General features: G+C 65.6%; 18 protein-coding genes and 1 riboswitch. Of the genes, 4 read left to right on the top strand and 14 right to left on the bottom strand.

What is annotated here, in order from left to right; genetic code table 11:
- Positions 1 to 41 precede the first annotated feature (41 nt).
- The gene (locus AC3WJM_RS17760; protein ID WP_306962603.1) at positions 42 to 719 is read left to right on the top strand and encodes an HAD-IA family hydrolase; all 678 of its coding nucleotides are present in this window, start codon (positions 42 to 44) and stop codon (positions 717 to 719) included.
- Here AC3WJM_RS17760 and AC3WJM_RS17765 read toward each other — a convergent pair.
- From AC3WJM_RS17765 to AC3WJM_RS17825, 13 genes are all read right to left on the bottom strand, one after another.
- Positions 654 to 1,721 carry a LacI family DNA-binding transcriptional regulator gene (locus AC3WJM_RS17765; protein WP_284988738.1) on the bottom strand — a complete coding sequence of 356 codons (1,068 nt, stop codon included), beginning with the start codon at positions 1,719 to 1,721 and terminating at the stop codon, positions 654 to 656. The two genes, AC3WJM_RS17760 and AC3WJM_RS17765, sit on opposite strands and share 66 nt — an antisense overlap.
- Positions 1,718 to 2,995 (bottom strand): neutral/alkaline non-lysosomal ceramidase N-terminal domain-containing protein, encoded by a 1,278-nt coding sequence (locus AC3WJM_RS17770; protein WP_492272523.1) that lies wholly within the window; start codon positions 2,993 to 2,995, stop codon positions 1,718 to 1,720. Before AC3WJM_RS17770 ends, AC3WJM_RS17765 begins: the two co-directional genes overlap by 4 nt.
- Positions 2,992 to 4,155 carry an N-acetylglucosamine-6-phosphate deacetylase gene (locus AC3WJM_RS17775; protein ID WP_059388610.1) on the bottom strand — a complete coding sequence of 388 codons (1,164 nt, stop codon included), beginning with the start codon at positions 4,153 to 4,155 and terminating at the stop codon, positions 2,992 to 2,994. The genes AC3WJM_RS17770 and AC3WJM_RS17775 overlap by 4 nt, the downstream gene beginning before the upstream one ends.
- Entirely contained in the window at positions 4,152 to 4,916 is a 765-nt protein-coding gene (locus tag AC3WJM_RS17780) for a sugar isomerase domain-containing protein (RefSeq protein ID WP_059388611.1), read from the bottom strand. Before AC3WJM_RS17780 ends, AC3WJM_RS17775 begins: the two co-directional genes overlap by 4 nt.
- Positions 4,913 to 5,662 (bottom strand): 6-phosphogluconolactonase, encoded by a 750-nt coding sequence (locus tag AC3WJM_RS17785; protein ID WP_216363182.1) that lies wholly within the window; start codon positions 5,660 to 5,662, stop codon positions 4,913 to 4,915. The genes AC3WJM_RS17780 and AC3WJM_RS17785 overlap by 4 nt, the downstream gene beginning before the upstream one ends.
- The gene (locus tag AC3WJM_RS17790; RefSeq protein WP_492272524.1) at positions 5,659 to 6,924 is read right to left on the bottom strand and encodes an AGE family epimerase/isomerase; all 1,266 of its coding nucleotides are present in this window, start codon (positions 6,922 to 6,924) and stop codon (positions 5,659 to 5,661) included. Before AC3WJM_RS17790 ends, AC3WJM_RS17785 begins: the two co-directional genes overlap by 4 nt.
- A complete protein-coding gene (locus AC3WJM_RS17795) occupies positions 6,921 to 8,453 on the bottom strand; it encodes a sodium:solute symporter family protein (RefSeq protein ID WP_492272525.1) in 1,533 nt (510 codons plus the stop codon). Before AC3WJM_RS17795 ends, AC3WJM_RS17790 begins: the two co-directional genes overlap by 4 nt.
- Before the next feature lie 199 nt (positions 8,454 to 8,652).
- Positions 8,653 to 10,746 carry an ArnT family glycosyltransferase gene (locus AC3WJM_RS17800; RefSeq protein WP_492272526.1) on the bottom strand — a complete coding sequence of 698 codons (2,094 nt, stop codon included), beginning with the start codon at positions 10,744 to 10,746 and terminating at the stop codon, positions 8,653 to 8,655.
- A 6-nt stretch (positions 10,747 to 10,752) separates the two neighbouring features.
- The gene (locus tag AC3WJM_RS17805; protein ID WP_492272527.1) at positions 10,753 to 12,834 is read right to left on the bottom strand and encodes an ArnT family glycosyltransferase; all 2,082 of its coding nucleotides are present in this window, start codon (positions 12,832 to 12,834) and stop codon (positions 10,753 to 10,755) included.
- The gene (locus AC3WJM_RS17810; RefSeq protein ID WP_492272528.1) at positions 12,831 to 14,201 is read right to left on the bottom strand and encodes a bifunctional glycosyltransferase family 2/GtrA family protein; all 1,371 of its coding nucleotides are present in this window, start codon (positions 14,199 to 14,201) and stop codon (positions 12,831 to 12,833) included. The genes AC3WJM_RS17805 and AC3WJM_RS17810 overlap by 4 nt, the downstream gene beginning before the upstream one ends.
- Positions 14,202 to 14,361: 160 nt before the next feature.
- On the bottom strand, positions 14,362 to 15,099 hold the full coding sequence (locus tag AC3WJM_RS17815; RefSeq protein ID WP_306962626.1) for an aggregation-promoting factor C-terminal-like domain-containing protein: 738 nt from the start codon (positions 15,097 to 15,099) through the stop codon (positions 14,362 to 14,364).
- Between the two features lie 2 nt (positions 15,100 to 15,101).
- Positions 15,102 to 15,275: riboswitch (cyclic di-AMP (ydaO/yuaA leader) on the bottom strand.
- Positions 15,276 to 15,439: 164 nt separating this feature from the next.
- On the bottom strand, positions 15,440 to 16,918 hold the full coding sequence (locus AC3WJM_RS17820; RefSeq protein WP_284988748.1) for a sensor histidine kinase: 1,479 nt from the start codon (positions 16,916 to 16,918) through the stop codon (positions 15,440 to 15,442).
- A gap of 12 nt (positions 16,919 to 16,930) precedes the next feature.
- A complete protein-coding gene (locus tag AC3WJM_RS17825; protein ID WP_078106594.1) occupies positions 16,931 to 17,671 on the bottom strand; it encodes a response regulator transcription factor in 741 nt (246 codons plus the stop codon).
- A 215-nt stretch (positions 17,672 to 17,886) separates the two neighbouring features.
- On the opposite strand from AC3WJM_RS17825, the gene AC3WJM_RS17830 reads away from it, so the two are divergent.
- From AC3WJM_RS17830 to AC3WJM_RS17840, 3 genes are all read left to right on the top strand, one after another.
- The gene (locus AC3WJM_RS17830; protein WP_492272529.1) at positions 17,887 to 18,759 is read left to right on the top strand and encodes a hypothetical protein; all 873 of its coding nucleotides are present in this window, start codon (positions 17,887 to 17,889) and stop codon (positions 18,757 to 18,759) included.
- A gap of 720 nt (positions 18,760 to 19,479) precedes the next feature.
- Positions 19,480 to 20,349, top strand: coding sequence for a winged helix-turn-helix domain-containing protein (locus tag AC3WJM_RS17835; RefSeq protein ID WP_284984188.1), 870 nt, complete (start codon positions 19,480 to 19,482; stop codon positions 20,347 to 20,349).
- A gap of 211 nt (positions 20,350 to 20,560) precedes the next feature.
- On the top strand, positions 20,561 to 21,091 hold the full coding sequence (locus AC3WJM_RS17840) for a SixA phosphatase family protein (protein ID WP_492272530.1): 531 nt from the start codon (positions 20,561 to 20,563) through the stop codon (positions 21,089 to 21,091).
- Between the two features lie 82 nt (positions 21,092 to 21,173).
- On the opposite strand, the gene AC3WJM_RS17845 is transcribed toward AC3WJM_RS17840, so the two are convergent.
- Entirely contained in the window at positions 21,174 to 22,133 is a 960-nt protein-coding gene (locus AC3WJM_RS17845; RefSeq protein WP_284988750.1) for a LysR family transcriptional regulator, read from the bottom strand.
- Positions 22,134 to 22,202 lie beyond the last annotated feature (69 nt).

Below are 22,202 nucleotides of genomic sequence, written 5' to 3' on the forward strand. Positions count from 1 at the left end.
AGAGTTGGGCCGCAGACCGGCTTCAGCGGCAGGATGGATGCATGAACCTGCCTGCTGAAGCCGTGAAAACCCTGACCGTCCGGGCTGTCCTCTTCGATATGGACGGAACCTTGGTGGACTCCACCGCGATCGTGGAGGAAGTCTGGAGCGAATTCGCGGGCCGGTACGGACTGGATATCGAGGAGATCCTGCGGACTTCACACGGTGTCCAAGCCAAGGACACGGTGCGCCGTTTCGCACCCGCCGGAGCTGACATCGACGCGCTCGCGGAGGAACTCGGCGAGATGGAACGGACCCGGACGGACGGGATCGTTGCGTTGCCCGGAGCCGCGGAACTGTTGCGGTCCTTGCCTGCCGACGCCGTCGCCATGGTCACCTCGGCCGATCGGATCCTTGCCGGGGTGCGCATGCAGGCAGCCGGACTCGAGATGCCCGCGACCACTGTTACCTCCGAGGCCGTGACCCGTGGCAAACCGCACCCGGAAGGCTACCTCAGGGCCGCAGCGCTGCTGGGTGCCGAGCCGGCCGACGTCGTCGTCTTCGAAGATGCCCCCGCGGGCATCGCTTCCGCCCGTGCGGCCGGAATGCGGACCGTGGTGGTGGGCGACGCCGGCGGCGAGGCGGCGGATGGGCTGTGGCAGATCGCGGACTATTCAGCTGTCACTGCCACGGCGAGCCTGGACGCTTCCGGTCGATGGGTGATCGAGCTCCGGTTCTAGCGTCAGCGGGCTGGATGCGGGACGGACCGGTCCTGTTGTTCCCCTGAGGACGAGGGTTCCCTCGAAGATGATCCTTGCGCCCGTCAGGCTGGTTGAGCCTGGGTTCTCGGAGAGGGCGGCGACGGCGCGCCGGGCTGCAGCACCGACGTTGACCGCGATCGTCGAAAGGGCAGGAAACGTTTCGGTCGCGAGGGTGTCGTCGCATCCGATGACGCTCAAGTCCTTCGGGACGTCAACGCCCGCGGCAGCGAACCCGCCCATCAAGCCGTGCGCGATCACGTCGTCGAAAGCGATGACTGCGGTGACTCCGGACGCTGCCACCGAATCGCTCAGAGCCTTCGCGGCGTCATAGGTGCCCGGGTCCGCACTGAAGTGCATGACCTCGAGGGCGTGGGCCTTCGAGAAGTTGTCCACGGCCGAGCGGCGCTGCTTGTTTGCCCATGATTGTGGTGGCCCGCCGACGTAGGCGATGCGGCGGTGGCCGAGCCCGGACAGGTGCGTCAGACCGGAGCGGATGGCGGCCGCGGTGTCCAGGAGGATCCGGTACGTCTCCGGAACATCGCGGTTGATGAAGGCTACCCGCTGGGAATCGGCGATTTGCCGGATGCGGGACGAAGCGAGCCGGGAGGATACGACGATCAACCCTTCGACCTGGGGCGCCATCCGTGAGATGAGGCGGTCTTCCCGGGTGGGGTCTTCATCCGTGTCCGCCAAGAAGACGGACAGTCCGAGGTCGCTCGCGTAGTTTTGGGCCGCGCGGACCAGTGGAGGGAAGAACGGGTTGGCGATGTCCGGCACGATGAGTCCGATCGCGCCGGCGCGTCCTGTCGAGAGGGCGCGAGCGTGATGGTTCGGTACGTAGCCGGCGGCTTCGGCAGCCTTTTGAACCATTGCCACCGTCTCGGGCTTGAGCAGGTTTGGCCGGGTAAAGGCCCTGGACACGGTTGAGGGGGCTATGCCGAGTTCGGCCGCCAATTGCGTGATGGTTGGACGGCCCGTCATTGGGGCTCACCCGCGAGCTCCAATGCGGCACGGACCAGGGCTTCCGCGCTGCCAGGCGCGAAGGGGGCAGGCATACCGTAATAGCGGTGCGCGTCCTCCACTTCGTATCCTCCGAAGTCATATTCGTCCGCGCTCGGGAAGTATCCGGGGCACCCGTTGGTGTAGCCCGTGACGAATACGGGCCCTTCGAGCTCGGAGGCGATGGCTTCCGTTGCGGCCAAGAATGGTTCTCCGGGTAGTCCTACGAGGGTCAGGCCCTGCCAGTTGAAGACGCTCACTGGCGCGCGCCAGGACATTTTGTCGTCGGGACCGCGGTCCATCGCCCACTGCATCCACGTGTTGAGAAGGGATCGCCGGCCCGGTTCGGCAGAAACCGCTTCGGCCTCCCACTGCCGGCCCAACGCCGAGGGGGAAACCGCGTCGCGCGCATTCATTGCGACGCCGACGGTCCTCCGGGCCGCCGAGGTCTCCCGGGAACCGAAGACCGGCAATAGCGGGGTCCCCAACGCGGATGCCGCCACATGTTCTCCGATCTTTCGCGCCTGCTCCATCGTCCTGCCGGTTGAGCCGGAAAGCGAGTACGACGCGTCGGCACGATGGCCCGAGTTGATGTCACCGGCGGTCCCGGGCAGGAAAAGGGCCACTGAGCCTGGGGAACGTTCCTCCAGGACGCTCCTGGTGAACGCCGGATAGTCGCCGCTGATGAGCCGGTTTTCCGGACCCAGGACCACCGGGTGGCACGGATAGAGCAGGATCCAGGCAAGCACTTGTCCGGCTTCGTCGCTGAATGTGGCGACTTGGACGGGCGGGTCCACGGCACGTTCGGGATGGCGTCGGTTCCTGGCAATGTCCACTCCGCGCGATTCGCCGTAATGCAAGGTGGCAGGCTGCTGGGAGGCCAACGCGGTCTCGGCGGCCTCGTGGCAAGCCACGACGATCTCCTCCAGGAGACCCGGGTGATGGCCTCCGAGTCGGCCCGGCATAACGCACGGACCTGCGTGGGTATGCGTCGCGGTGATCGCGACACGTTCCGGCATGAAGGGCAGGCCGCGTGCGATGCGGGTGCATGTGTCTTCGTGCAGGCCGCACACATCCACGGTGATCCAGCACGTGTCATCGACAGCCAACGCCCGGACGGTCAGGGGATCGTGGACACCGGTGCTCGGTTCAGTCCTCGCCGCGAATCCGGCCATTGGGGTACCTGCGGGCGGCGAGATCCCGACGACGGCGGCGCCCACCCTCAGGACGCCCTGCTCGGCTTGGGGGGTACTCATTCCGGTCCGCCGGATACTTTCCGGCCGGACTGGATGACCTCGGTAATGGTCCCGGCTCCGGGTCCCTCCCCGGTGATCAGGACGAAATCTGCCGGGGAACCGACTCGAAGGTGGCCGAGCCCCGGCCGGGTGCCCGGAATCACCCGGGCGGGAGTGGACGTCACCATTTTGAGGGCCTCCGGTAGCTCCAGGCCGACGTTGCGGATCACGTTGCGGAATCCGTCCGGGAGGGTAGCGGCGGCCCCCGCGAGCAGGTCCGTACCCACGTGGGAGAGCCTCCCGCCAGGAGCGAGATCCACGAGGCCGCCCACGGAAGTGCGGTGGCGGCCAGGCGCGCTACCGGCCAGTGCGGTGCTGTCAGACACCAGATAAGCGCGCTCGGGGGTCTTTGCCCTGATCATGACTTTGAGCGTATCGCTGGGCAAGTGGTGGCCGTCCGCTATGAGTCCCGCCGTGAGCCGGTCGTCAGCGAGTTGAGTCCACAGGGCATTCGGATGCCTTGGCAGGGTGGTGGCGATGCCGTTGCCCAGATGGGTGGCCAGACCGGCTCCCGCGGTGATGGCAGCCGTGATTTGTTCAGGACTCGCGTGCGTATGTCCAATGGCCACTTCGACGCCGAGTTCGCGGATCCGGGCGATCTGGGCCGGCGCATCGGGCGTATGTGGGGAGACGGTGACGATACCGACCATTCCGCTTGCGCGAAGCCAGCGCCGAATCTCATCTGCGTCCAAGGGACGGACGAAGGCGGCGTCGTGGACACCGCGGGGACCGTCCTGGTCCGAGATGAAAGGACCCTCGATGTGCACGCAGGGGATGGCTGCCCTGGTGGTCGGATCAATGTCGCAGGCACGCTTGATCTGTTCGAGCGCGACGGTGATCGCCTCCTCCGACGCTGTCACAATGGTCGGGACCCACGTGGTGACGCCCAGTTTCGCAAGCTCCGCGCTCAGGTTGATGATGGTTTGCGGCGAGACGTCGGCGGAGTTGACGTCCAGGCCGCCGTAACCGTTGACCTGGCCGTCGATAAATCCCGGCGCGATCACGGGCACCCCTTGGAAAGGGCCGATCTCCCGCACCGACAGGATGGTCGTGTCGTAGGCGATTTCTATGTTGATCCCCCGGTGGGGGTCTTTGCCCACGATCGTTTTGGGGTGTGTCACAGCTTGTGTACCCGTCCTTTGAAACGTGAAATGAACTGCTGGTTGGCTTCGTCCCCGCCTGGAGCATTTCCCGATCGCCACAATGGCGGCTCAATGCCGATTTCGTTCAGCTTGCCGATGGTGGACATCATGAGCCAGTTGAGGGCGAAGGCGTTGGCGAAGGTGGACACTGCGGCCGTTTTTTCCTTTGCCCCGGGGACCTCCATGACGGCGTCCCCGACCGGAACCTTCGTGTCGATGTGGTGGTCGACGACGTCGTGCAGGTTCAGTTTTTGCGGATGCCGTGCGGGGTGGTCACCGGCTGTTTCCTCCGCGTGCTCGCGCGAGGAAAAGCCGATGGTCGTGACCGATAGTTCGCGTGCCGTCAGCGCCGCGTCAATGAGCGCGCTATTGATGCCGTAGGCGTTGACCAGGATGAGGACATCCCCGGGTCCGAGGCCCGCGTCTTCGATGACGATCCGGCCGTAACCTGGAGTCCGTTCCATGGCCATAGAGCGGAGGGCACCGCCGGAGAGCAGGGTGCCTTCGTCCAAAATAGCCGAGACGTGCATCAACCCGCCTGCCCGGAAGAACACTTCCTGGCTTGCCAGGTTCGAATGACCGCCCGGGCCGTAGATGTGTACCAGTTCGTCCTTGGCTACCTGGGCCGCGAGAATGTCCGCGGCGACTCTGATGTTTTCGGCTTCCTCCAGGCGGATCCGCCCGAGGAGCTCGGTGATTTTTCCAAGGTAGTCGCCCGAGAGCTGCTCATTTGAGTTCATCGCGGATCGGATTCGGCGTCGAGGTAGATGGTGACGTTGGGGTGCGTGCGCAGCGCAGTACCCGGATGGTCTCCGCTGATCGGCTGGTTCAGGGTGTTGTGGACGGCAGTCCTTTTGGCACGGCCTGGCACGGAGGCGATGATTTCGGAGGCATGCAGCAAACGCGGGATGGAGACGGTGATGGCGCGCTGCGGAACGTCGTCGAAACCGGCGAAATGCCCTTCGTCCACCTGTTGCTGGCGGCTTACTTGGTCCAGGTTGATGACGCGGGCGGGCAGCGGGTCGGCGAGGTCGGCCGGGGGATCGTTGAAGGCAAGATGGCCGTTGACCCCCAATCCGAGCAAGACGAGGTCAAAGGGATCTTGGCCCATCAACGTGCCATAGCGCTCCGCTTCGTCTTGGGCAGGGTTCCCCGGGTTGATGCGGTGAAAGGTGGTGGGCGGAAGGAAGCTGAAGAACGTACGTTGCAGCCAGTTTCCGAATCCTTGGGGTGCGTCCGGCTCGAGCGCGAGGTAGTCGTCCATGTGGAAACACGTTATGCGGCTCCAATCGATGCCGGGCTCCTGGACGAGCGCCTGAAGCGTTGCCTCCTGGCTGGGAGCTGCTGCGAGCATCAGCCGGACCTCCCGCTGGTTCCGGAGCGCCTTGCGCAGCGTTTCCGCTGCATGCGCGCCGGCGTGTTCCCCCAGTGCGGCCCGGTCCGGGTGTGTGGAAACGACAGGGCTGTAAGTGGTCAGTGCTGTCACGTGTGTGTCCTTCGGGTTTCTAGTTCAGTAGTCAGGAGGAGGGATCGGGCTATATGGAAGGGGTCCTTGACGGGCAGCGCCACCACCTTGTCGAGGGGCTTCCCCTCGCGGTCGCGGATTTGCAGCCACTCCTGGCCGGAGGGATCCGGAAAGGTGCCGAGGGTGTAGGACCAGATCCGCTCATGCCACTCCAGGAGGTCGGGCCGCCCGAAACGCTCGGCGAGCAGCCTGGTTGCGTAGAGGGCCTCAACCTGGACCCACCACAGCTTGGTGTCCCACGTTTGGGTCACCAACGTTTCGTAGGGGTCGTTGCCGAAAAGCCTGCCCCGCGGTTCATCCCCGGTGCTGTCGACGTATCGGAAGATGCCGCCATGCTGGTCATCCCAACCCGCTTCCAGGGCACGGATGGCAAGGTCCGGTAGCCAATCCGGAATACGTGGTGCAAGTCCGGGCACTATTTCGGCGGCTTCCATGACCATCCAGAGCATCTCCAACAAGTGGCCGGGGGTGCGGTGGCGGGCCAGGAGCGTGTCCAGGTCATCGCTACTGTCAGGCCGGTATTCCCACCAGGTGTCGGCCTTCCACATGCCTTCGGCGGATCCGTCGCCGAGCAGCTGGGAAAGCGCGGCACCGGCTGTTTCGGCGCTTTCAACAGAGCCGCAGGCCAAATGGAGTTGGGCGCCCACATTCAGAAGCAGCATCAGCCCGGCCGCGTCCTTGAATCCGGCGCGGACGGGGTAGGGCTCGGACGGAGCCTTCCGGGCCTCGATTCTTTCTTCGGCGTGGGCGAGAAGCGCATGGGCTGATTGGAGCCACTCGCCACGTTCGCGGCCAGCCGCTTCGGGAAGCCGGGCTGCACCCGCCAGGCCCAAGGCCGCAAAGAGGTCGGCCAGTACGCTGACGGCGATCTCGCCTTGCGGCCCGGACGGTAGCGCCTGTCCCTCAGCCGATGTGCGGTATGCCGTCACGCTGCCGTCCAAGATGGCGTGTTCTTGGATGAACCTGGCCGTTTCAATCGACAAGGCAGCCCACAACTGGGGATTTTCCGCGATGATCCCGTCCCCGCTGTCAAGCGCAATCCTTGAACAGAGCCAAGCCCAGCGGCCTTGGGACCACGTATATTTCTCGTTCGAAAGCAACCGCCCTGCGTTGGAAAAGCAGGTGAAAACCCCTCCGCTTTCCCTGTCCACCCCGTTCTCGAGCCACCAGGGGAGGACTCCCTTGAGCAGCTGATCCCGTATTTCGGATCCAGTTGCGCTCATGCCACGGTGCTTTCGACTGGAATCGATGTGGCCGGCTCAAGGTCCCGGTCAAGGGACTCGACAAGGGCGTCGGATGCTTCGTTGTGCCACGGGCGCAGCCAGCCGAAGACGCAATAGATGATCGCCGAGGCAAGCACCGGAGCGGCCACGTTGATTGTCTGCGCACTGGCCGTGCCCAGGCTCGCGATGGGAGCGGCCAAAGCGTACTTTGCGAGTGCGAAAACGAGCAAACCGGTGGCCCAGGAGAACAGGGCTGCAGATGGGCCGCAGCGCCGGAACGGGCGCAACATCCCCAACAGCATGGGAACCGCGATCGGCCCCACCAAGGCACCGAACCAGAGGATGATCAGGCCCAGGACCCCGCCGAATGAATCCGCGCTCAGGGCGATGACCATCGACAATCCGATGAACAGGAACGTGGAAATCCGGCCACCCAGTAGTTCCGCCCGCGACGTCAGGGGCTGCCGGGAACCGCGCAGCGCAGGGATGATGTCCCGGATGACGACGGCGGAAATCGCGTTGGCGTCCGAAGACGTCATGGCCATGGTGTGTGAGAACATTCCGGCGACGACCAACCCCACCAGGCCGGCCGGCAGCAGTTGCTGGGTCAGGAGCGCATAAGCCTGATCCGGGTGCGTCAGATTGGGCAGGATCAGCGGCGCGGCCCACATCGGGAAGAAAAGCACCAGAGGCCACACGAGATACAGTGCGCCCGAAAGCAGGACTGATTTGCGGGCCGCTGAGCCGGACGGAGCGGCGATGAAGCGTTGAGCCAGGTTCCAGGTTCCGCCGTTGTAGGAAATAGTGCTGATCAGGCAATAGGCGAGGAAGAATCCGATGGTGTAGTCCCCCGCGAATGGCTGTGAGTGCGAGGCCGGCAGACGGGACCAGATTCCCGCGATCGAGGAAACGCCCCCGAGCTTGGCCACGGCGAAGATAAGCATCGCAATGCCCGCTACGGACTGGATGATGAACTGGCCCATATCCGTCAATGCGTCCGCCCACAAACCGCCAATGGTCGAATAGATGAGCGTGACCCCGCCAACGATCAGGATGCCAACGGCGATCGGAACCCCGGCGAACACGTTCAGCAGGATCGCGCTGGCCGCCCATTTGGCCGCAACATCGAAGACTTTCAATGCGGCACCGGACCAAGCCAGTACTTGCTGCGCGGGCAGGTTGTAGCGCGTAGCCAGGTATTCGAGCGGGGAGATGATTCCCAAACGCTGCCTCAGGCGCGGCCAGCGCGGGGCGAAGAAGACAGCGCCAACAAGGCAGGCGATGGTGATGGTGAGCGCCCACCAGACATACAGTGCGAATCCGGTGGTGTAGGCGATGGCGGCGTAGGCCACGAAGACAGCTGCCGAATAGCCGGACATGTGGTGGGAGATTCCCGCCAGCCACCACGGCATCTTCCCGCCGGCTGTGAAGAAGTCCGCGGCGTTTTTCACTCGGCTCTTGGCCCACCAGCCGATCCCTATCATGACGACGAAGTAGGCCCCTAAAACGAGCCAGTCGGCGAAATACATACATCCTCCTTGATGCAACGAAAGCTTGGAAATGGGATCTGCAGTGGCGTCCACTTTTCTCTGCAAACGTTTGCAAAACAAGGGTCTTTTTGAAAGTTTTCTTGCGGGGCCTGGAGGGCGACAGAAAGGCTGTGGCAGTGACCTCGGATTACTCCGCGGTCACCGCCACAACCTGTTTGGGCGCTTCAGCCAGCCGGTTCTAGCCCGCCAGTGCGTACACCGTGGTCCCGCCGATGGTCTGTGACTGGAAGTTCGCAGCCACCCATTGCGCGATCTGGGCGGGGGCTTCCGATCCGCTGTTCGCCTGCATGGTCCCGCCGGCGATGAAGTAGTGGATCTTGCCCTGTGCAACGAGCTGCTGGAACTGCTCAAGGGTGGGAGACGGGTCCGTGCCGTTGAAACCGCCCACCGCCATGACCGGCAGTTCGGTGGCCAGCTGGTAGCCGGCGGCGTTGTTCGAGCCCACGACGGCGGCCGCCCACGTGTAGTTCGAGGCGCCGGATTTCAGTGCGGCAACCATTTCCGACGACGGCGTGGTGGCGCCGAGCAGGCCGCCCAGGCCGCCGCCTTGCCGGTTCCCTCCGAAGCCGCCAGCCTGGGCGCCCGGCTGTTGGAGGGTCTGCGGGGGAGTGTTCTGGGACGCGTTGTTTTGCCCGAAGCCGCCCCGGGCTCCAAAGCCGCCGAAGCCACCGAACGTAGTCGCGGGACCGGCGCTGGGGATTGCGCCACTATGCGTCACGGAGGCGGTAGAGATCGAGTACGCCAGCGGACCGGCAAGGGAGGCCGCGAGGGCGAGCGCCGCCGTCGTGCGGTGGAGGATGCGGACCGGGAAACGTCCCGAGAGCAGCAAGCCGGCCGCAGCCGCCAATGCGCCCAGCAGCGCGGCCCAGCGCAGCAACGGACCATAAGCGGTGGTGCCGCCCAGGAGGCCGAAGGCCGTGAATCCAGCTGCGGCCACTGCCACAGCGAGCACGACCGCGGCGACGAGCTGTGCGCGGTGCTGCCACAAAAGCGCCCCGCCCAGGCCCGCGAGCCCGGCGATGCCCGGGGCCAGCGCCACCGCGTAGTAGGGGTGGATGATGCCTGCCATGAAGCTGAACACGAGCCCGGTGACCAGCACCCACGAGCCCCACACGATCACCGAGGCGCGGACGCTATCCGTGCGCGGGGCACGCCGGCCCAGCCACAGCAGCCCGGCCCCGAGGACCAGCACCGAAGGGAGCAGCCACGCGATCTGGCCGCCGAATTCGTTGTTGAACATCCGGAACAGCCCGGGAACTCCCCAGCCGTTGCCGCCCCCGACGCTGCCGGTCTCCTGGCCGCTGAGCCGGCCCAAGCCGTTGTAACCGAGCGTCAGTTCCAGGATGGAGTTGTTCTGTGAGCCGCCGATGTATGGCCGCATGTTCGCCGGAACGAGTTCGACGACGGCGAGCCACCAGCCGGCCGCGACCACCATGGCCGCCCCCGCGCCGAGCAGATGAAGCAGGCGACGCCCCACTCCACCCGGCGCGGCAACCAAGTACGCCACCGCAAATCCAGGAACCACCAGCAGGACCTGGAGTTGCTTGGTGAGGAAGCCGAAGCCAAGGAACACTCCGGCCAGCAGGAGCCAGCGCAGTTTGTTGTCCTGCATGGACCGCAGGGTGGCGTAGCCGGCGGCCGTCATGAGTAGCACCAGCAGGGCGTCCGGGTTGTTGAACCGGAACATGAGGGTGGCTACCGGGGTGATGGCCATGACGACGGCGGCGAGCAGCCCGGCCCGGTGGGCGAGCTGTGGATCGCCGGAAGCGGGGGCCGCGGCTCGCCTGACTGCCAGATACAGCAGCCAGGCCGTGGCCACGCCCATGAGCGCCTGGGGAACCAGGATGCTCCAGGAGCTCAGCCCGAAGATCCGTACCGAGAGGTCCATGATCCAGAGCGACGCCGGCGGTTTGTCCACCGTGATGGAGTTGGCGGCGTCAGACGATCCGAAGAACCATGCGGCCCAATTCTGCGAACCGGCCTGGGCCGCCGCGGAATAGAACGCGTTGGCCCAGCCGGAAGCGCCGAGATTCCAGAGATACAGGACCGCCGTTGCCAGGAGCACGAAACCGAGCTCCACGCGGTGCCGAAGGGCATGCGGGCCGCGGGTGCGGCGGGGCCGGCGGGACCGGCGGGGCGAACCGGCCCGGGCGCGGCCGCCCCCTCCGTGGGGAACGGCCGCTTCCTGCGGCGCAGTCGGCCCCACCAACAGCGGCGGCGGAGCCGGCTGCCTTGCCTCGGAGTCCGTGCCTGTGGAATAGGAAGTGGTCATCGGAATCTACTTTGTCAGCTTGTAGACCGTGGAGTTGCCCACCGTCTGGGCTTGGAAGTTCGCCTGTACCCAGGAGGCTACCTCGGAATTGCCGCCTTGGCCTCCGAACCCGCCGCCACCCATGCCGCCTCCTGCGATGTAGTAGCCGATCTGTCCCTTGGCCACCATGTCCTGGAACTCTGCCAGCGTGGGGTAGGGATCGCCGCCGTTCCAGCCACCGAGCGCGATCACGTTGGTGTTCGTGGCGAGCTCAAGGCTTGCGGCTTGGGTGGCACCGGAGACGATCGCCGACCACTTCGTGGTGGTGGATTTCAGCAGGGCGGTCAGTCCGGCGTCGGACGTTCCCTCGGAACCGGGCCCTCCCGCCGGACCCGCGCCACCAGCCGCGCCGAACCCACCGGCGCGGTTTCCGAAGCCGCCCATGGCGGAACCGCTGGGTCCCGACGTCGGGATGGAACCGGAGTGTGCTGTAGCCGCCGTCGCGAGCGTCCACGCCGCTGTTCCGAGGCCGCCGGCCAGAAGGGAAACGACGACGACGGCCGCGGCCGCTGCGTTCCGGAACCGCCCCGCCGTGTTTTGGCCGGCAAAGCGCAACGAGTCGAGGCGGAGCAGGATTGCCGCTGCCGCCACCACGCCCAGGACGACGATCACGATGCGCAACCACGGAAGCCACGAGGCGTCGCGGCCCAGGAGAACCGCGGACCAAGCCGAACTACCGAGGATGACCACGGCCAGGACGATCCTGGCCGGCCAATATCCACGGCCACGCCACAGCTCAACGCTGCCAATGCCTGCCAAGGCTGCGATTGCCGGTGCGAGCGCTACCGCGTAGTAGGGGTGGACAATGCCGCTCATGAAGCTGAAGACGCCCGCCGTCACCAGAAGCCAGCCACCCCACAGGATGAGCGCGGCACGGGTGCGGGAAGCCCGCGCTTCCCGGCGGGTGAACCATAGGCCGGCTGCCAGCAGAATCAGTGCAGCAGGGAGAAGCCAGGAGACCTCAGCGCCGAAGCTCGTGCCAAACATGCGGGTGATCCCGGCAGCGCCACCGAATCCGGCGTTGCCGCCACCGCCACCGCCGCCGCCGAAGGCGCCGAGGCCACCGAGATTGCCTCCAGCAGGGGCGCCCGCTCCGCCTCCGCCGGGCGTGCCTTCGCCCGAACCCGTGATGCGGGACAGCCCGTTGTAGCCAAAGGTCAGCTCGAGGAAGCTGTTGGTTTGCGAACCCGCCATGTAAGGCCGTGCCGATGCCGGGGTCAGCTGGAAGAGGGCGACATAACTGCCGGCTACTACTGCGATTCCGGCCAGCGCGCCGAGCAGGTGCAGCAGCCTCCGCCGCAACGGGGTCGGGGCGGCCCAGAGGTACGCGAGTCCCAGGCCTGGAACAATCAGGAAACCCTGCAGCATCTTGCTCAGGAACGCGAGGCCCACTACAGCGCCGGCAGCGGCGAGCCACTTCCAGCCCGCCCGTTCGATGGCGCGGGTAGTGAAGTACGCCGCCAGGACCAGGCAGAGAGTCAGCATGGCGTCGGGATTGTTGAAGCGGAACATGAGCGCCGCCACCGGGGTCAGTGCCAATGCCCCACCGGCAAACAAGCCAGCGCCTGGTCCGGAAACCCGCTTGACCGTCAAGTAAAGGAATCCAACGGCGGCCACGCCCATCAGCGCCTCGGGAACCAGCATGCTCAGGGGAGAGAAGCCGAAGATCCGGCCCGCCAAAGCAGGGATCCACAAGGAGGCCGGAGGCTTGTCCACGGTGATGGCGTTGCCGGCGTCGAGCGAACCGAACAGAAGCGCCGTCCAGTCCTTGGTGCCGGCTTGAATGGCCGCTGCGTAGAAGGAGTTTCCGTAACCGGTGGCCGCGAGGTTCCAGAGATACAGGAACGCGGTGGCTACGAGGAGCCCGGCGGCGGACGGCCGCACCCAGCGGGGCTGCCGGCCAAAGGCGTATCGGGTCCAGCGGGGCGTGGCGTCCGGGGTTGATGGGCCTGCCGAGTGGCGCGGTGCGTCGGCAATCCCGACGGCGGGGCCGGCGTCAGCATTTCCGGCGGCGAGTCCTGTGCTTGCGGGAGTGATCGTGGAGGTCATGATGCTGCCGTTTCTGTGCGCGTTTTGGCTTGTGTCCTGGGTTCAGCCGACGGCGCCGCAGGCTGCCGGAAGACCCAAAGGCGGAACAACAGGAAGCGGACTGCCGTGGCGGCGAGGTTCGCTGCGACCACGGTGAGAAGCTCGCCCCAGCGGTCCGGCGTCGTCGTACTATGCACCAAGGCGAGTGCCCCGGAGGTGAGTGCGAGGCCGATCCCGAAGACGATCAACCCCTCGAAGTGGTGCCGAACGGGATTGCCGCCCTGGATGCCGAAGGTGAAGCGACGGTTGGCGCCGGTGTTGGCGATGGCCGTGACGAGCAGCGCCAGGAAGTTCGCCAGCTGCGGGTCCATGAAGCCGCGGCAGAACAGGAAGATGAGCACATAGGCGAGGGTGGACGCAGCGCCGATCGCGGCGAACCGGACCAATTGCCCGAATAGGCTGCTGCGCGGGCTTTGCTCGGCGATGCGGGACGACGCCGGGAGCGGCCCGCGTGCAAGTGCCGCCCGCAGTTCCGGAATGGGGATGCGGCCCGAGACGAGATCCCGGGTGAGCCGGACCATGCCGCGGATGTCGGCCAGGGCGGTCCGCACCACGTCGACGCTGGAATTGGGATCGTCGATCCAGTCGACGGGAACTTCGTGGACCCGGAGCCCGCAGCGTTCGGCGAGGACCAGGAGTTCGGTGTCGAAGAACCACGAATTATCCATGGTGTGCGGGAGGATCTGCTGGGCGACGTCTGCCCGGATCGCTTTGAAGCCGCACTGGGCATCGCTGAAGCGGGCACCCATGAACGAGTGCAGCATCAGGTTGTATCCGCGCGAAATGAACTCGCGTTTGGGGCCGCGGACGACCCGCGAGTTACGGGTCAGTCGGGTGCCGATGGCGAGGTCCGAATGGCCGGAGATCAGCGGCGCCAAAAGGGGCGCCAGTGCGGCGAGGTCAGTGGAAAGGTCAACGTCCATGTAAGCCAGAACGGGCGACGGCGATGCAAGCCACACCTTGCGAAGGGCGTTGCCGCGTCCCTTCTCGTCAAGGTGGACAACCGCGAGCTCAGGCAGTTCCCGGGCTACGCGCTCCGCGATTTTCAACGTGCCGTCCGTGCTCGCGTTGTCCGCCACGGTGATGCGGAAGCCATGCGGGAAGGATTCGCGCAAGTGGCCGTGAAGCCTGCGCAGGCACTCTTCGAGATCGCGTTCCTCGTTGAAGACGGGGATGGTGACGTCGAGGACGGGGATGGCGGTGTGGGTGTCCACGGGGGCGCGCAGCCCCGTGCTGCGCTGGATGGGAGTGCTGGGTTGGACGGGAAGGCCCGGCGGCACCACCGCGGGGTCCTTCAGGGTTCCGGAGGTGGATTCGATGAGCGTCATGTATCCAGAGTGCCGTTGCCGAATATGAAGGCTTTAGGCGGAACCTGTGACGTGGCTGTGGATGTGTGACCAGCGTGGCGCATCACTTGCCTGGCCAAGAAACGGAGAGGCCCGTCCCGGAAGGGACGGACCTCGACGTACTTTGTGGTTGGCTCTTGGCTTAGTACCAGTTGTGGGCCAAGTGGAAGGACCATGCCGCGGACGGCGATCCGTAGCGTTCCTTGATGTAGTTCAGGCCCCAGCGGATTTGCGTCTGGTAGTTGGTCTGCCAGTCGGCGCCTTCGGACGCCATCTTTTCGGCCGGCAGCGACTGCCCAATGCCGTAAGCGCCACTGGAGGCGTTGGTGGCAGTGGTGCGCCAATCCGATTCCTTGTTCCACAAGGTGATCAGGGCCGACATTTCGCCCTGGCCCCAACCGTAGGAGGGAAGGATGCTTGCGGCGTAGGCCTGGGCGCCGGAGGGATCATCGACGGCGACGGGTGCAACCGGTGCCGCTGGAGCAGGGGGTGCAGCGGGTGCGGCCGGTGCGGCAGCCTGGGGCGCGACGGCGGCTGGAGCGGGCGCGGCCGCCTGGCTTGGCGTCGACGCAGTGCTCGGCTTGGGGCTCGCGCTTGCGCTCGCCGACGGCGTGGCGGTGGCCGAAGGCGTGGCTGAGTGATCCACCGTGCGGGATTCGGACGTGCGGCTCATGTCCTGGGCGTTGATGGCTTGTCCGGCGGCCTGGGTGGCAGCGCCTGCGCCGAGGAACACGGCAACGACGCCGGCAACAACTGCCATGCGCTGGCCGGTGCCGAGGTTCGAGGCGGCTCGCCTCAGCGTGGAACGTGACTTGTTTCTCCGGGCAGGTTCGCCGCGGTGGCGCGCAACAGGGCGCGACTGATCCTTGGAATCAGACATGGTGATTGCCTCTCGACGCCTGCGGAGTTAGCTGTCGGATTCGGATGAGGTCATCCGGCCGTGGCCACAGCGGAACGTGGCGGCACGGCTTCACCCCTAGGGCTGGCTCAACATGAGCGCTTGCCCGGAGACCTGGGTCCCCCGTCTCTGCCTGGACTGTTGGGCACCGGGGAGTGGCAGAGCTCGGCGCCTACCCGGCGGTGGCCGGAATGATCCAGCGCACCTATTCGACGGTACAGGAGGATCCAGCTTAAGTCACATTTAGGTAACGGAGATCACGACGCCGGTGCGTCGACTTGCGCGCGCCGCGCACCGGCGTCGTACTCTTCTGGTTCGCCCGTCAGGCCGGGGCAGTCCTGAGCGCCGGGAGCCGCACCGCGAACTCCGTCCGGCCAGGCCGCGACGCCACTTCGACCGTGCCGCCGTGCGCCTGAACGATGGATTCCACAATGGACAAGCCGAGGCCGGAGGTGCCCTCGGAGCCGGACCGGGCGGCGTCGGCACGGGCAAAGCGGGAGAAGATCCTGCCCTGGAATTCAGGCGGGATGCCCGGGCCGTTGTCGGTCACGGTCACCACGGCGCTGCCATCGGCGGAGCGCATCACGCCCGTGACCACGGTGGTTCCCGCCTCGGTGTGCTTGCGGGCGTTGGAGAGCAGATTCGCCAAAACCTGGTGGAGTTGGGTGGTGTCGCCGCGGACCGTGAGGGGCTCATCCGGGAGCTTGAGCTGCCAGATGTGCTCGGGGGCCATGACTTTCTCGTCGCTGACGGTCTCGATCACCAACTGCGTGAGGTCCACATCGGTGAATTCCGGGGCCTTCCCTTCGTCCAACCGGGCCAAGAGAAGGAGGTCCTCCACGAGGGTGGTCATGCGTTCGGACTGGCTCTGCACCCGGCCCAGCGACTTGCGCCCGTCTTCGGTGAACGTCTCGGTCATGCGCAAGAGTTCGGTGTAGCCGCGGATGGCGGTCAGCGGAGTGCGTAGTTCGTGCGACGCATCCGCGACGAACTGGCGCACCTTGGTTTCGCTTTGCTGGCGGGCCTCGAGGGCGCTCGAGACGTTGTCCAGCATCAGGTTCAAAGCATGGCCGACGCTTCCCACTTCGGTGCTCGGATGGGCCGCCGACGCCGGAACACGCACCGCGAGGGCCACTTCACCGGCGTCAAGCGGAAGTTTCGACACCTTGGTGGCGACGTCGGAGAGTTGCTCCAAAGGCCGCATGGTACGGCGGATCAGCACGGTTCCGGCCAGCCCGATCAGGACCAGTCCGCCCAAGGAGACCAGCACCATGGTCCAGACGAGGGAGGCCTCGGTGTCCTCTTTCGAGGCGAGAGGGAGACCTGTGATGACAACATCGCCGTATGGAGTTTCGGTGGCCACCAGCCGGTAGCCGCCAGTGGACAGCGTGCGATCAACCGGGCGGCCATCGGACGGGAGCGCCGACAGGATTCGGGCGTCGCTGGGCGACAACGGCGCACGTGTGGCATCGGAGGACAAGAAGCCGGCATCGCTGCTCACCTGGCCTGCAAGGATGCGTGCATTGAGCGTGCCGATGCTCTGGCCGCGCGGGTCCAGCGGGTCCGGACGGCCGCCAGGGTTGCCTTGCGGCGGGCGGCCGTGGGAGGCCTGCATCAATTGCTGATCGAGCTGCTTCGTGAGGAACACATCCATGGAGGCATAGCTGACCACCCCGACTGCACCGCAGATGGCCACAAGGAGTGCCATGGAGAGAAGGATCAAGCGCGTGCGCAAGTGCCAGGTTGAAGGATTGAACCAGCTATGGTCGGTCTGGCGGGGGATACCCGAGAGTGCGGACATTCGGCGCCCCGGCTATTCGGCAGGCTTGATGACGTAGCCTGCTCCGCGCACCGTGTGGATCATGGGCGGGTGGTTGGCCTCGATCTTCTTGCGCAGGTATGAGATGTAAAGCTCCACGATGTTGGCTTGGCCGCCGAAATCGTAGTCCCACACGCGGTCCAGGATCTGGGCCTTGCTGACCACGCGCTTGGGGTTCTCCATGAGGTAGCGCAGGAGCTCGAACTGGGTCGCCGTGAGCGGGATGTCCTCGCCGCCGCGGGTAACTTCACGCGTGTCGACGTTCAGGGTCAAGTCGCCCACCACCAGCTCGGCGGTGTCCATCGCGGCCACCCCCGAGCGTTGGACCAGACGGTGCAGGCGCAACAGGACTTCCTCCATGCTGAAGGGCTTGGTGACATAATCGTCGCCGCCGGCGGCCAACCCGACGATGCGGTCCTGTACGTCGTCCTTGGCGGTGAGGAAGAGCGCAGGCACCTCCGGCGCAAAGGCGCGGATCCTGCCGAGCAGCTCGACGCCGTCGAACCCTGGAAGCATCACATCCAGCACCAGGACGTCCGGTCGGAAGTCCTTGGCGAGCTTTACCGCAGCGGGACCGTCGCCCGCCACCGCCACCGACCAGCCCGCCATGCGGAGGCCCATGCTCATGAGCTCGGCGAGGCTGGGTTCGTCGTCAACCACAAGGGCACGGATGGGGGAACCGTCCGGGTGGCTGAGTTGCGGAAGGTTGTTGGTCATGGAGTGCGAGGATGCCATGGGACAACTCTCCAATCTGCCGGTTTGCCAGTGCTTTGCCGTTGCTGTGAGCACCCTGTGAGTCCCAGCCTAGCCACCTGTCCGGAGGTTGTGGCGGTTCTGCAGGTCACAGGGAAGCCTTCAGTTCGACACAGCCAACGCACAGCAAAGCGGCTGACGCTGTTTGGGACAAGAACAATCACGACCAAACAGTCTCGATTTCGATGGAGAACACCATGGATCAGCAAAACAACCCCTCCGTACCTGGTTCCGAGCCGGAGAACGGACACCCGCAGCCGGTGATCCGCCCCCTTGATGATTTTGCGCAGGCTGGTGCCGGGCAGCCGGCCGCCGGGTGGGGTGCTCCGCAGCCGCCGGCGAACCAGCAGCCGGCCGCCGGGTGGGGTCCTCGGCAGCCGCCGGCGAACCAGCAGCCGGCCGCTGGGTGGGGTGCTCCGCAGGCGCCGGCGAACCAGCAGCCGGCCGCCGGGTGGGGTGCTCCGCAGCAATACAACGCCGGACAGCCCCGACCTTCCTTTTTCAAGAATTGGAGCCTGAAGAAGGGGCTCATTGTTGGCGGCGTCGCGGTGGTGGTCGCTGCTGCGGCAGGAGCCGGTGCATATGCCGCCGGCAACGGGACCGCGGCCGCGGATACCACCAACGCGCAGGGACCTGGGGCCGGGCAGAACGGCCAGGGCGGATTCGGTGGCCCGGGCGGCACGAACGCAGGCCCTGGCGGGCTCGGCGTCGGCATGGGCGGCCTGAACGCCGCGGTCCACTCGGAATACGTGGTCCTCCAGAACGGCAGCTATGTCACCATGGCGGGTCAGTTGGGTACGGTCACCGACATCTCAGCGAGTTCCATGACCGTCAAGAGCGAGGACGGGTTCACGAAAACCTATGCGCTGGGAACGGACGTCGTGGTAGCTGAAGGCCTGCGGCAACGTGGAAGCGGAAGCGGCGGCACCACCCTGACCCTCGCCGATGTGAAATCCGGATCCAGCGTGAGGGTCACTGCGCTCAAGGAATCGGACAAGTACACGGCCCAGTCCATCCAGATCGTTACTGCCACCACATCAAGTACCCAAGGAACCGGCACCACCAACTAGTCCCCACCGCCACCCTCGCCTCGCAAGTCCCCACCGGGTCCCGGCCTTCGCAAGCTCAGGCAGGGACCCTCGCCGGCGTGGCCCCACGGCCAGGGAACCCTAGCGGCGTGGGCCCACGGAGCTGATGTCGTTACGGGCCTTCAAAACGACATCCAGTGCGAGCGCGGCGTGAGGCTAGGGCCATTGCGGGGGTCCTAGCAGACGATTTGCCAAAGAATTTTCACGAGATGCCGATCCAGGATTGGACAAGGGTTGTTTCATATCTCGAGATTCAAAGGCAAGCGCGTGACGTGGCTTGAGATTCAGAAAACGGCAAATCCATCAAATTTTATTCGAATATTGCGCCAAGAATAGCCAGTGTGACGAACGAGAATGGGTCACATTTGGACATGTGTGAATTGTGATGTGCGGCACAATAGTCCGATTCGTCTCAAAATGTGGACGGTCCGGCCCTTTGTTACTTGCAAGTTCCCTTTGTTACGTTGCACACTTCAAATGTGAACAAGAACTCAACAGCATCTGCAGCCGCAGCGATCGAGCCCAGCGCACCCGCTGGTACTTCGATGAGCTGTTGTCGAATGCATGCCTAACTTAAGACCCCAACAAGTTTCAGGCATTCGCCCCCTGCCCAGCGTCGGGCGCCCCTCCCCATCTCATTGCGGGGACCAGACCAGCATTCGAAGCCGCGATGACGGCTATTCACTTTGAGGTAAGCACTCCATGTCAGTTGCATCCGGATACGTCCACATCTCCGTCCGTAACGCCAATAAGGCCGCGTCGAACGCCGGCCTGCGTCCCGGCTTCGGCAACCGCCCGGCCTACGCCCAGCCCGCACCGCAGGGTGGCAGCCAGGCACCCGGCTACGTCCCCCAGGGCTATAACCCCAACTCCTACGGCCAGCTCCGCGCTGTTCCCGCCAACGAGGCCTCGCCGATGACTGCGCCCACGCCGGTCTTGGCTCCAGCGGACCGCTCTATCCGTCCCGTTGCTAATGACAATGTGGCCCGCGGTTTCGTGCTCTACATGGGCATTGACGAGGACACGGCCGCGGCCGCCGGAACGTCCATTGCCAAGTTGGCCCAGGAAATCCGGGCCTACGCGCAGTCCCTCGTTTCCGGCGCCGAGAGCTATGCCGCCGTCGCAGTAGCCCCGGCCAGCGCGCCCGGTTCCGCGCTCGACGTCGTCCGTTCGACTTTCGGTGACCCCACCGTTGGCAACCGCCAGCGCTCCGAGGCGCTCCGCCCGCAGCCTGCACAGGAAGCCCGCCCGTCCGGCGTCTTGATCGACCTCGCACGTCGTGAGGTGCACCTCGACGGCGAATCCCTGAACCTCACGTTCAAGGAATTCGAGCTCCTCAACTACCTCGTCGAGAACGGCACCCGCACCGTGGGCCGCGACGAACTCCTCGAGGGCCTGTGGCGCAACGCCGAAGAGGTCCCCAACGAGCGCACCATCGACGTCCACATCCGGCGCCTACGCTCCAAGCTCGGCCGCCTGGCAAACACGGTCCGCACCGTGCGCGGCCAGGGCTACCGTTTCTACGAGCACCCCGAGGTTATCGTCTGGGCCGCTCCGGAATACTCGATCTAGTCCCCACCCGTCCAAGGCGCCCGCCCCCTGTCTAGGGGGCGGGCGCTTTCGCTTCCGCGGGACGATCCCTCGGCGCCTGCGCTCGTCCCTCACGCAACAACGGCGCTTTCGGGATGTCCCGCTCACGCGACAGCGCCCGCGCGAACCAGGCGGCCGCATTCCTGCGCTCAGGACCAGTGAGCATGTGCCTCCGCGGCGATAGGGTGGGGGGATGAGCGAGCATCACATCAAGCGGCTGGTGATCATGCGGCATGCGAAGTCGGACTGGCCCCTCGGTGTGCCGGACCATGAGCGACCCCTTGCCGAACGCGGCCACAAGGAAGCCCCCCTTGCCGGGAAATGGCTCCTTAAGCACCACGTGATTCCGGACTTCATCCTGTGTTCGTCCGCGCTCCGGACCCGGCAGACCTGCACGTGGGTGTGCAGCGAGCTGGGGGAGAAGGCCCCGACGCCGAAACTCGAGGACGGCCTGTACGCCGCCTCCGCGCAACGCATGTTGACCGTCATCAACCATGTGCCGGAAACCGTCACCACTCTCATGATCTTTTCGCACATGCCCGGCGTGCAGGACCTCGCGATGCACTTGGCTTCCCGCGACTCGGACCATGACGCCTACATGGACGCCGCAACGCGTTACCCCACGAGCGCCATGACAGTCATGGAACTTGAAAAGCCGTGGGCTGAACTCGATGGGCAGGATGCCCGGCTGACCCACTTCGCAGTTCCTCGCCCAAAGAAGTAGCTCCCTCGCGCGAACTGGCAGCTAATACCCTTTTTTGCGCGGCCAGAGGGCATCTGCCGCCAGCTCGCGCGGATGGTCCCAGCTAGCCCACCTCGAGGCCGGCCGCCACATCCTGCAGCAAGCGGACCACGTGGCGGATGCTGGGGCTTGCCATCATGGTCTTCCGGTACACGATTCCCACTTGGCGTTGCTGCATCGGATTGACCACGGGCACCGCCACCACTCCAGCGGGGAGCTCGGGCCTACCGAGCCGTGGCACGAGCGCCACCGCCACGCCCTGCTGGACCATAGCGATATGGGTGGAAAAGTCGGGGTCGTAGATGCGGATGTCCGGCACGCGCCCCAGGCCTGCCAGGATCGCCAGCAACGCCTCATTGCAGATGGCCCCAGCTGGCGTGCTGATCCAGCTTTCGTCCACCAGGTCGGAAGGCTCGACGGCGGTCCGGCCAGCCAGCGGGTGGGCTGAGTTCAGCAGGACGTCGGCGGTGTCCAGGCAGAGGTCCTCGTGGACCATGTTCTCCGGAATGACCAAGGGTACGGAGTGCCAATTGTGGACGACGCCGAGATCGGCTTCGCCGGTGGCGACCCTCTGGACGGCCTCGCGCGGGTCTTCGGCCACCACACGGACCTCAAGCCCGGATGCGCCAAGCCCGGAGCCCGCCGCGGCCGAAGATCCGGCGGCAACGGCTTGGGCCGTGCCGAGTTTCGCCAGCATCGGCCCCACAAGACCCCGGCAAGCGGTGGAGAATGCCACGAGCCGCAGCACGCCGCTCGGCTTCGTTGGGTCGGCGAGCAGCGTGGCCTGCAGCTCCTCCAACTCGCCCAGGATCCGGCGTCCGTACTCCGCCAACGCCATGCCGCGGTCGGTCAGCAGTACGCCGCGGCCGTGGCGTTCGAGGACCGTCACTCCACTTTGCTTCTCGAGCTTCTTGATCTGCTGGGAAACCGCCGAGGGGCTGAAGCCCATAGCCTCCGAGGCAGCCACCACCGAGCCTTGCTGTTCCACTGCTACGAGGGCCCGTAGCGCCGCAATCTCAATCATGAAGCAAACGTACATGATCCGATGCAGAATTCAACGCTGGTGCTTCATTGGCTGGGCTGTCAGAGTTGA

Source organism: Arthrobacter sp. FW306-1B-G06A (assembly GCF_058781765.1).

Bases quoted from the DNA above. Each gene is read 5' to 3' on its own strand.
- AC3WJM_RS17780 (WP_059388611.1), bottom strand. From the start codon at position 4,916: ATGAACTCAAATGAGCAGCTCTCGGGCGACTACCTTGGAAAAATCACC.
- AC3WJM_RS17820 (WP_284988748.1), bottom strand. From the start codon at position 16,918: ATGTCCGCACTCTCGGGTATCCCCCGCCAGACCGACCATAGCTGGTTC.
- AC3WJM_RS17845 (WP_284988750.1), bottom strand. From the start codon at position 22,133: ATGATTGAGATTGCGGCGCTACGGGCCCTCGTAGCAGTGGAACAGCAA.
- AC3WJM_RS17770 (WP_492272523.1), bottom strand. From the start codon at position 2,995: ATGAGTACCCCCCAAGCCGAGCAGGGCGTCCTGAGGGTGGGCGCCGCC.
- AC3WJM_RS17765 (WP_284988738.1), bottom strand. From the start codon at position 1,721: ATGACGGGCCGTCCAACCATCACGCAATTGGCGGCCGAACTCGGCATA.
- AC3WJM_RS17835 (WP_284984188.1), top strand. From the start codon at position 19,480: ATGTCAGTTGCATCCGGATACGTCCACATCTCCGTCCGTAACGCCAAT.
- AC3WJM_RS17800 (WP_492272526.1), bottom strand. From the start codon at position 10,746: ATGACCACTTCCTATTCCACAGGCACGGACTCCGAGGCAAGGCAGCCG.
- AC3WJM_RS17840 (WP_492272530.1), top strand. From the start codon at position 20,561: ATGAGCGAGCATCACATCAAGCGGCTGGTGATCATGCGGCATGCGAAG.
- AC3WJM_RS17795 (WP_492272525.1), bottom strand. From the start codon at position 8,453: ATGTATTTCGCCGACTGGCTCGTTTTAGGGGCCTACTTCGTCGTCATG.
- AC3WJM_RS17805 (WP_492272527.1), bottom strand. From the start codon at position 12,834: ATGACCTCCACGATCACTCCCGCAAGCACAGGACTCGCCGCCGGAAAT.
- AC3WJM_RS17825 (WP_078106594.1), bottom strand. From the start codon at position 17,671: ATGGCATCCTCGCACTCCATGACCAACAACCTTCCGCAACTCAGCCAC.
- AC3WJM_RS17815 (WP_306962626.1), bottom strand. From the start codon at position 15,099: ATGTCTGATTCCAAGGATCAGTCGCGCCCTGTTGCGCGCCACCGCGGC.
- AC3WJM_RS17790 (WP_492272524.1), bottom strand. From the start codon at position 6,924: ATGAGCGCAACTGGATCCGAAATACGGGATCAGCTGCTCAAGGGAGTC.
- AC3WJM_RS17760 (WP_306962603.1), top strand. From the start codon at position 42: ATGAACCTGCCTGCTGAAGCCGTGAAAACCCTGACCGTCCGGGCTGTC.
- AC3WJM_RS17810 (WP_492272528.1), bottom strand. From the start codon at position 14,201: ATGACGCTCATCGAATCCACCTCCGGAACCCTGAAGGACCCCGCGGTG.
- AC3WJM_RS17830 (WP_492272529.1), top strand. From the start codon at position 17,887: ATGGATCAGCAAAACAACCCCTCCGTACCTGGTTCCGAGCCGGAGAAC.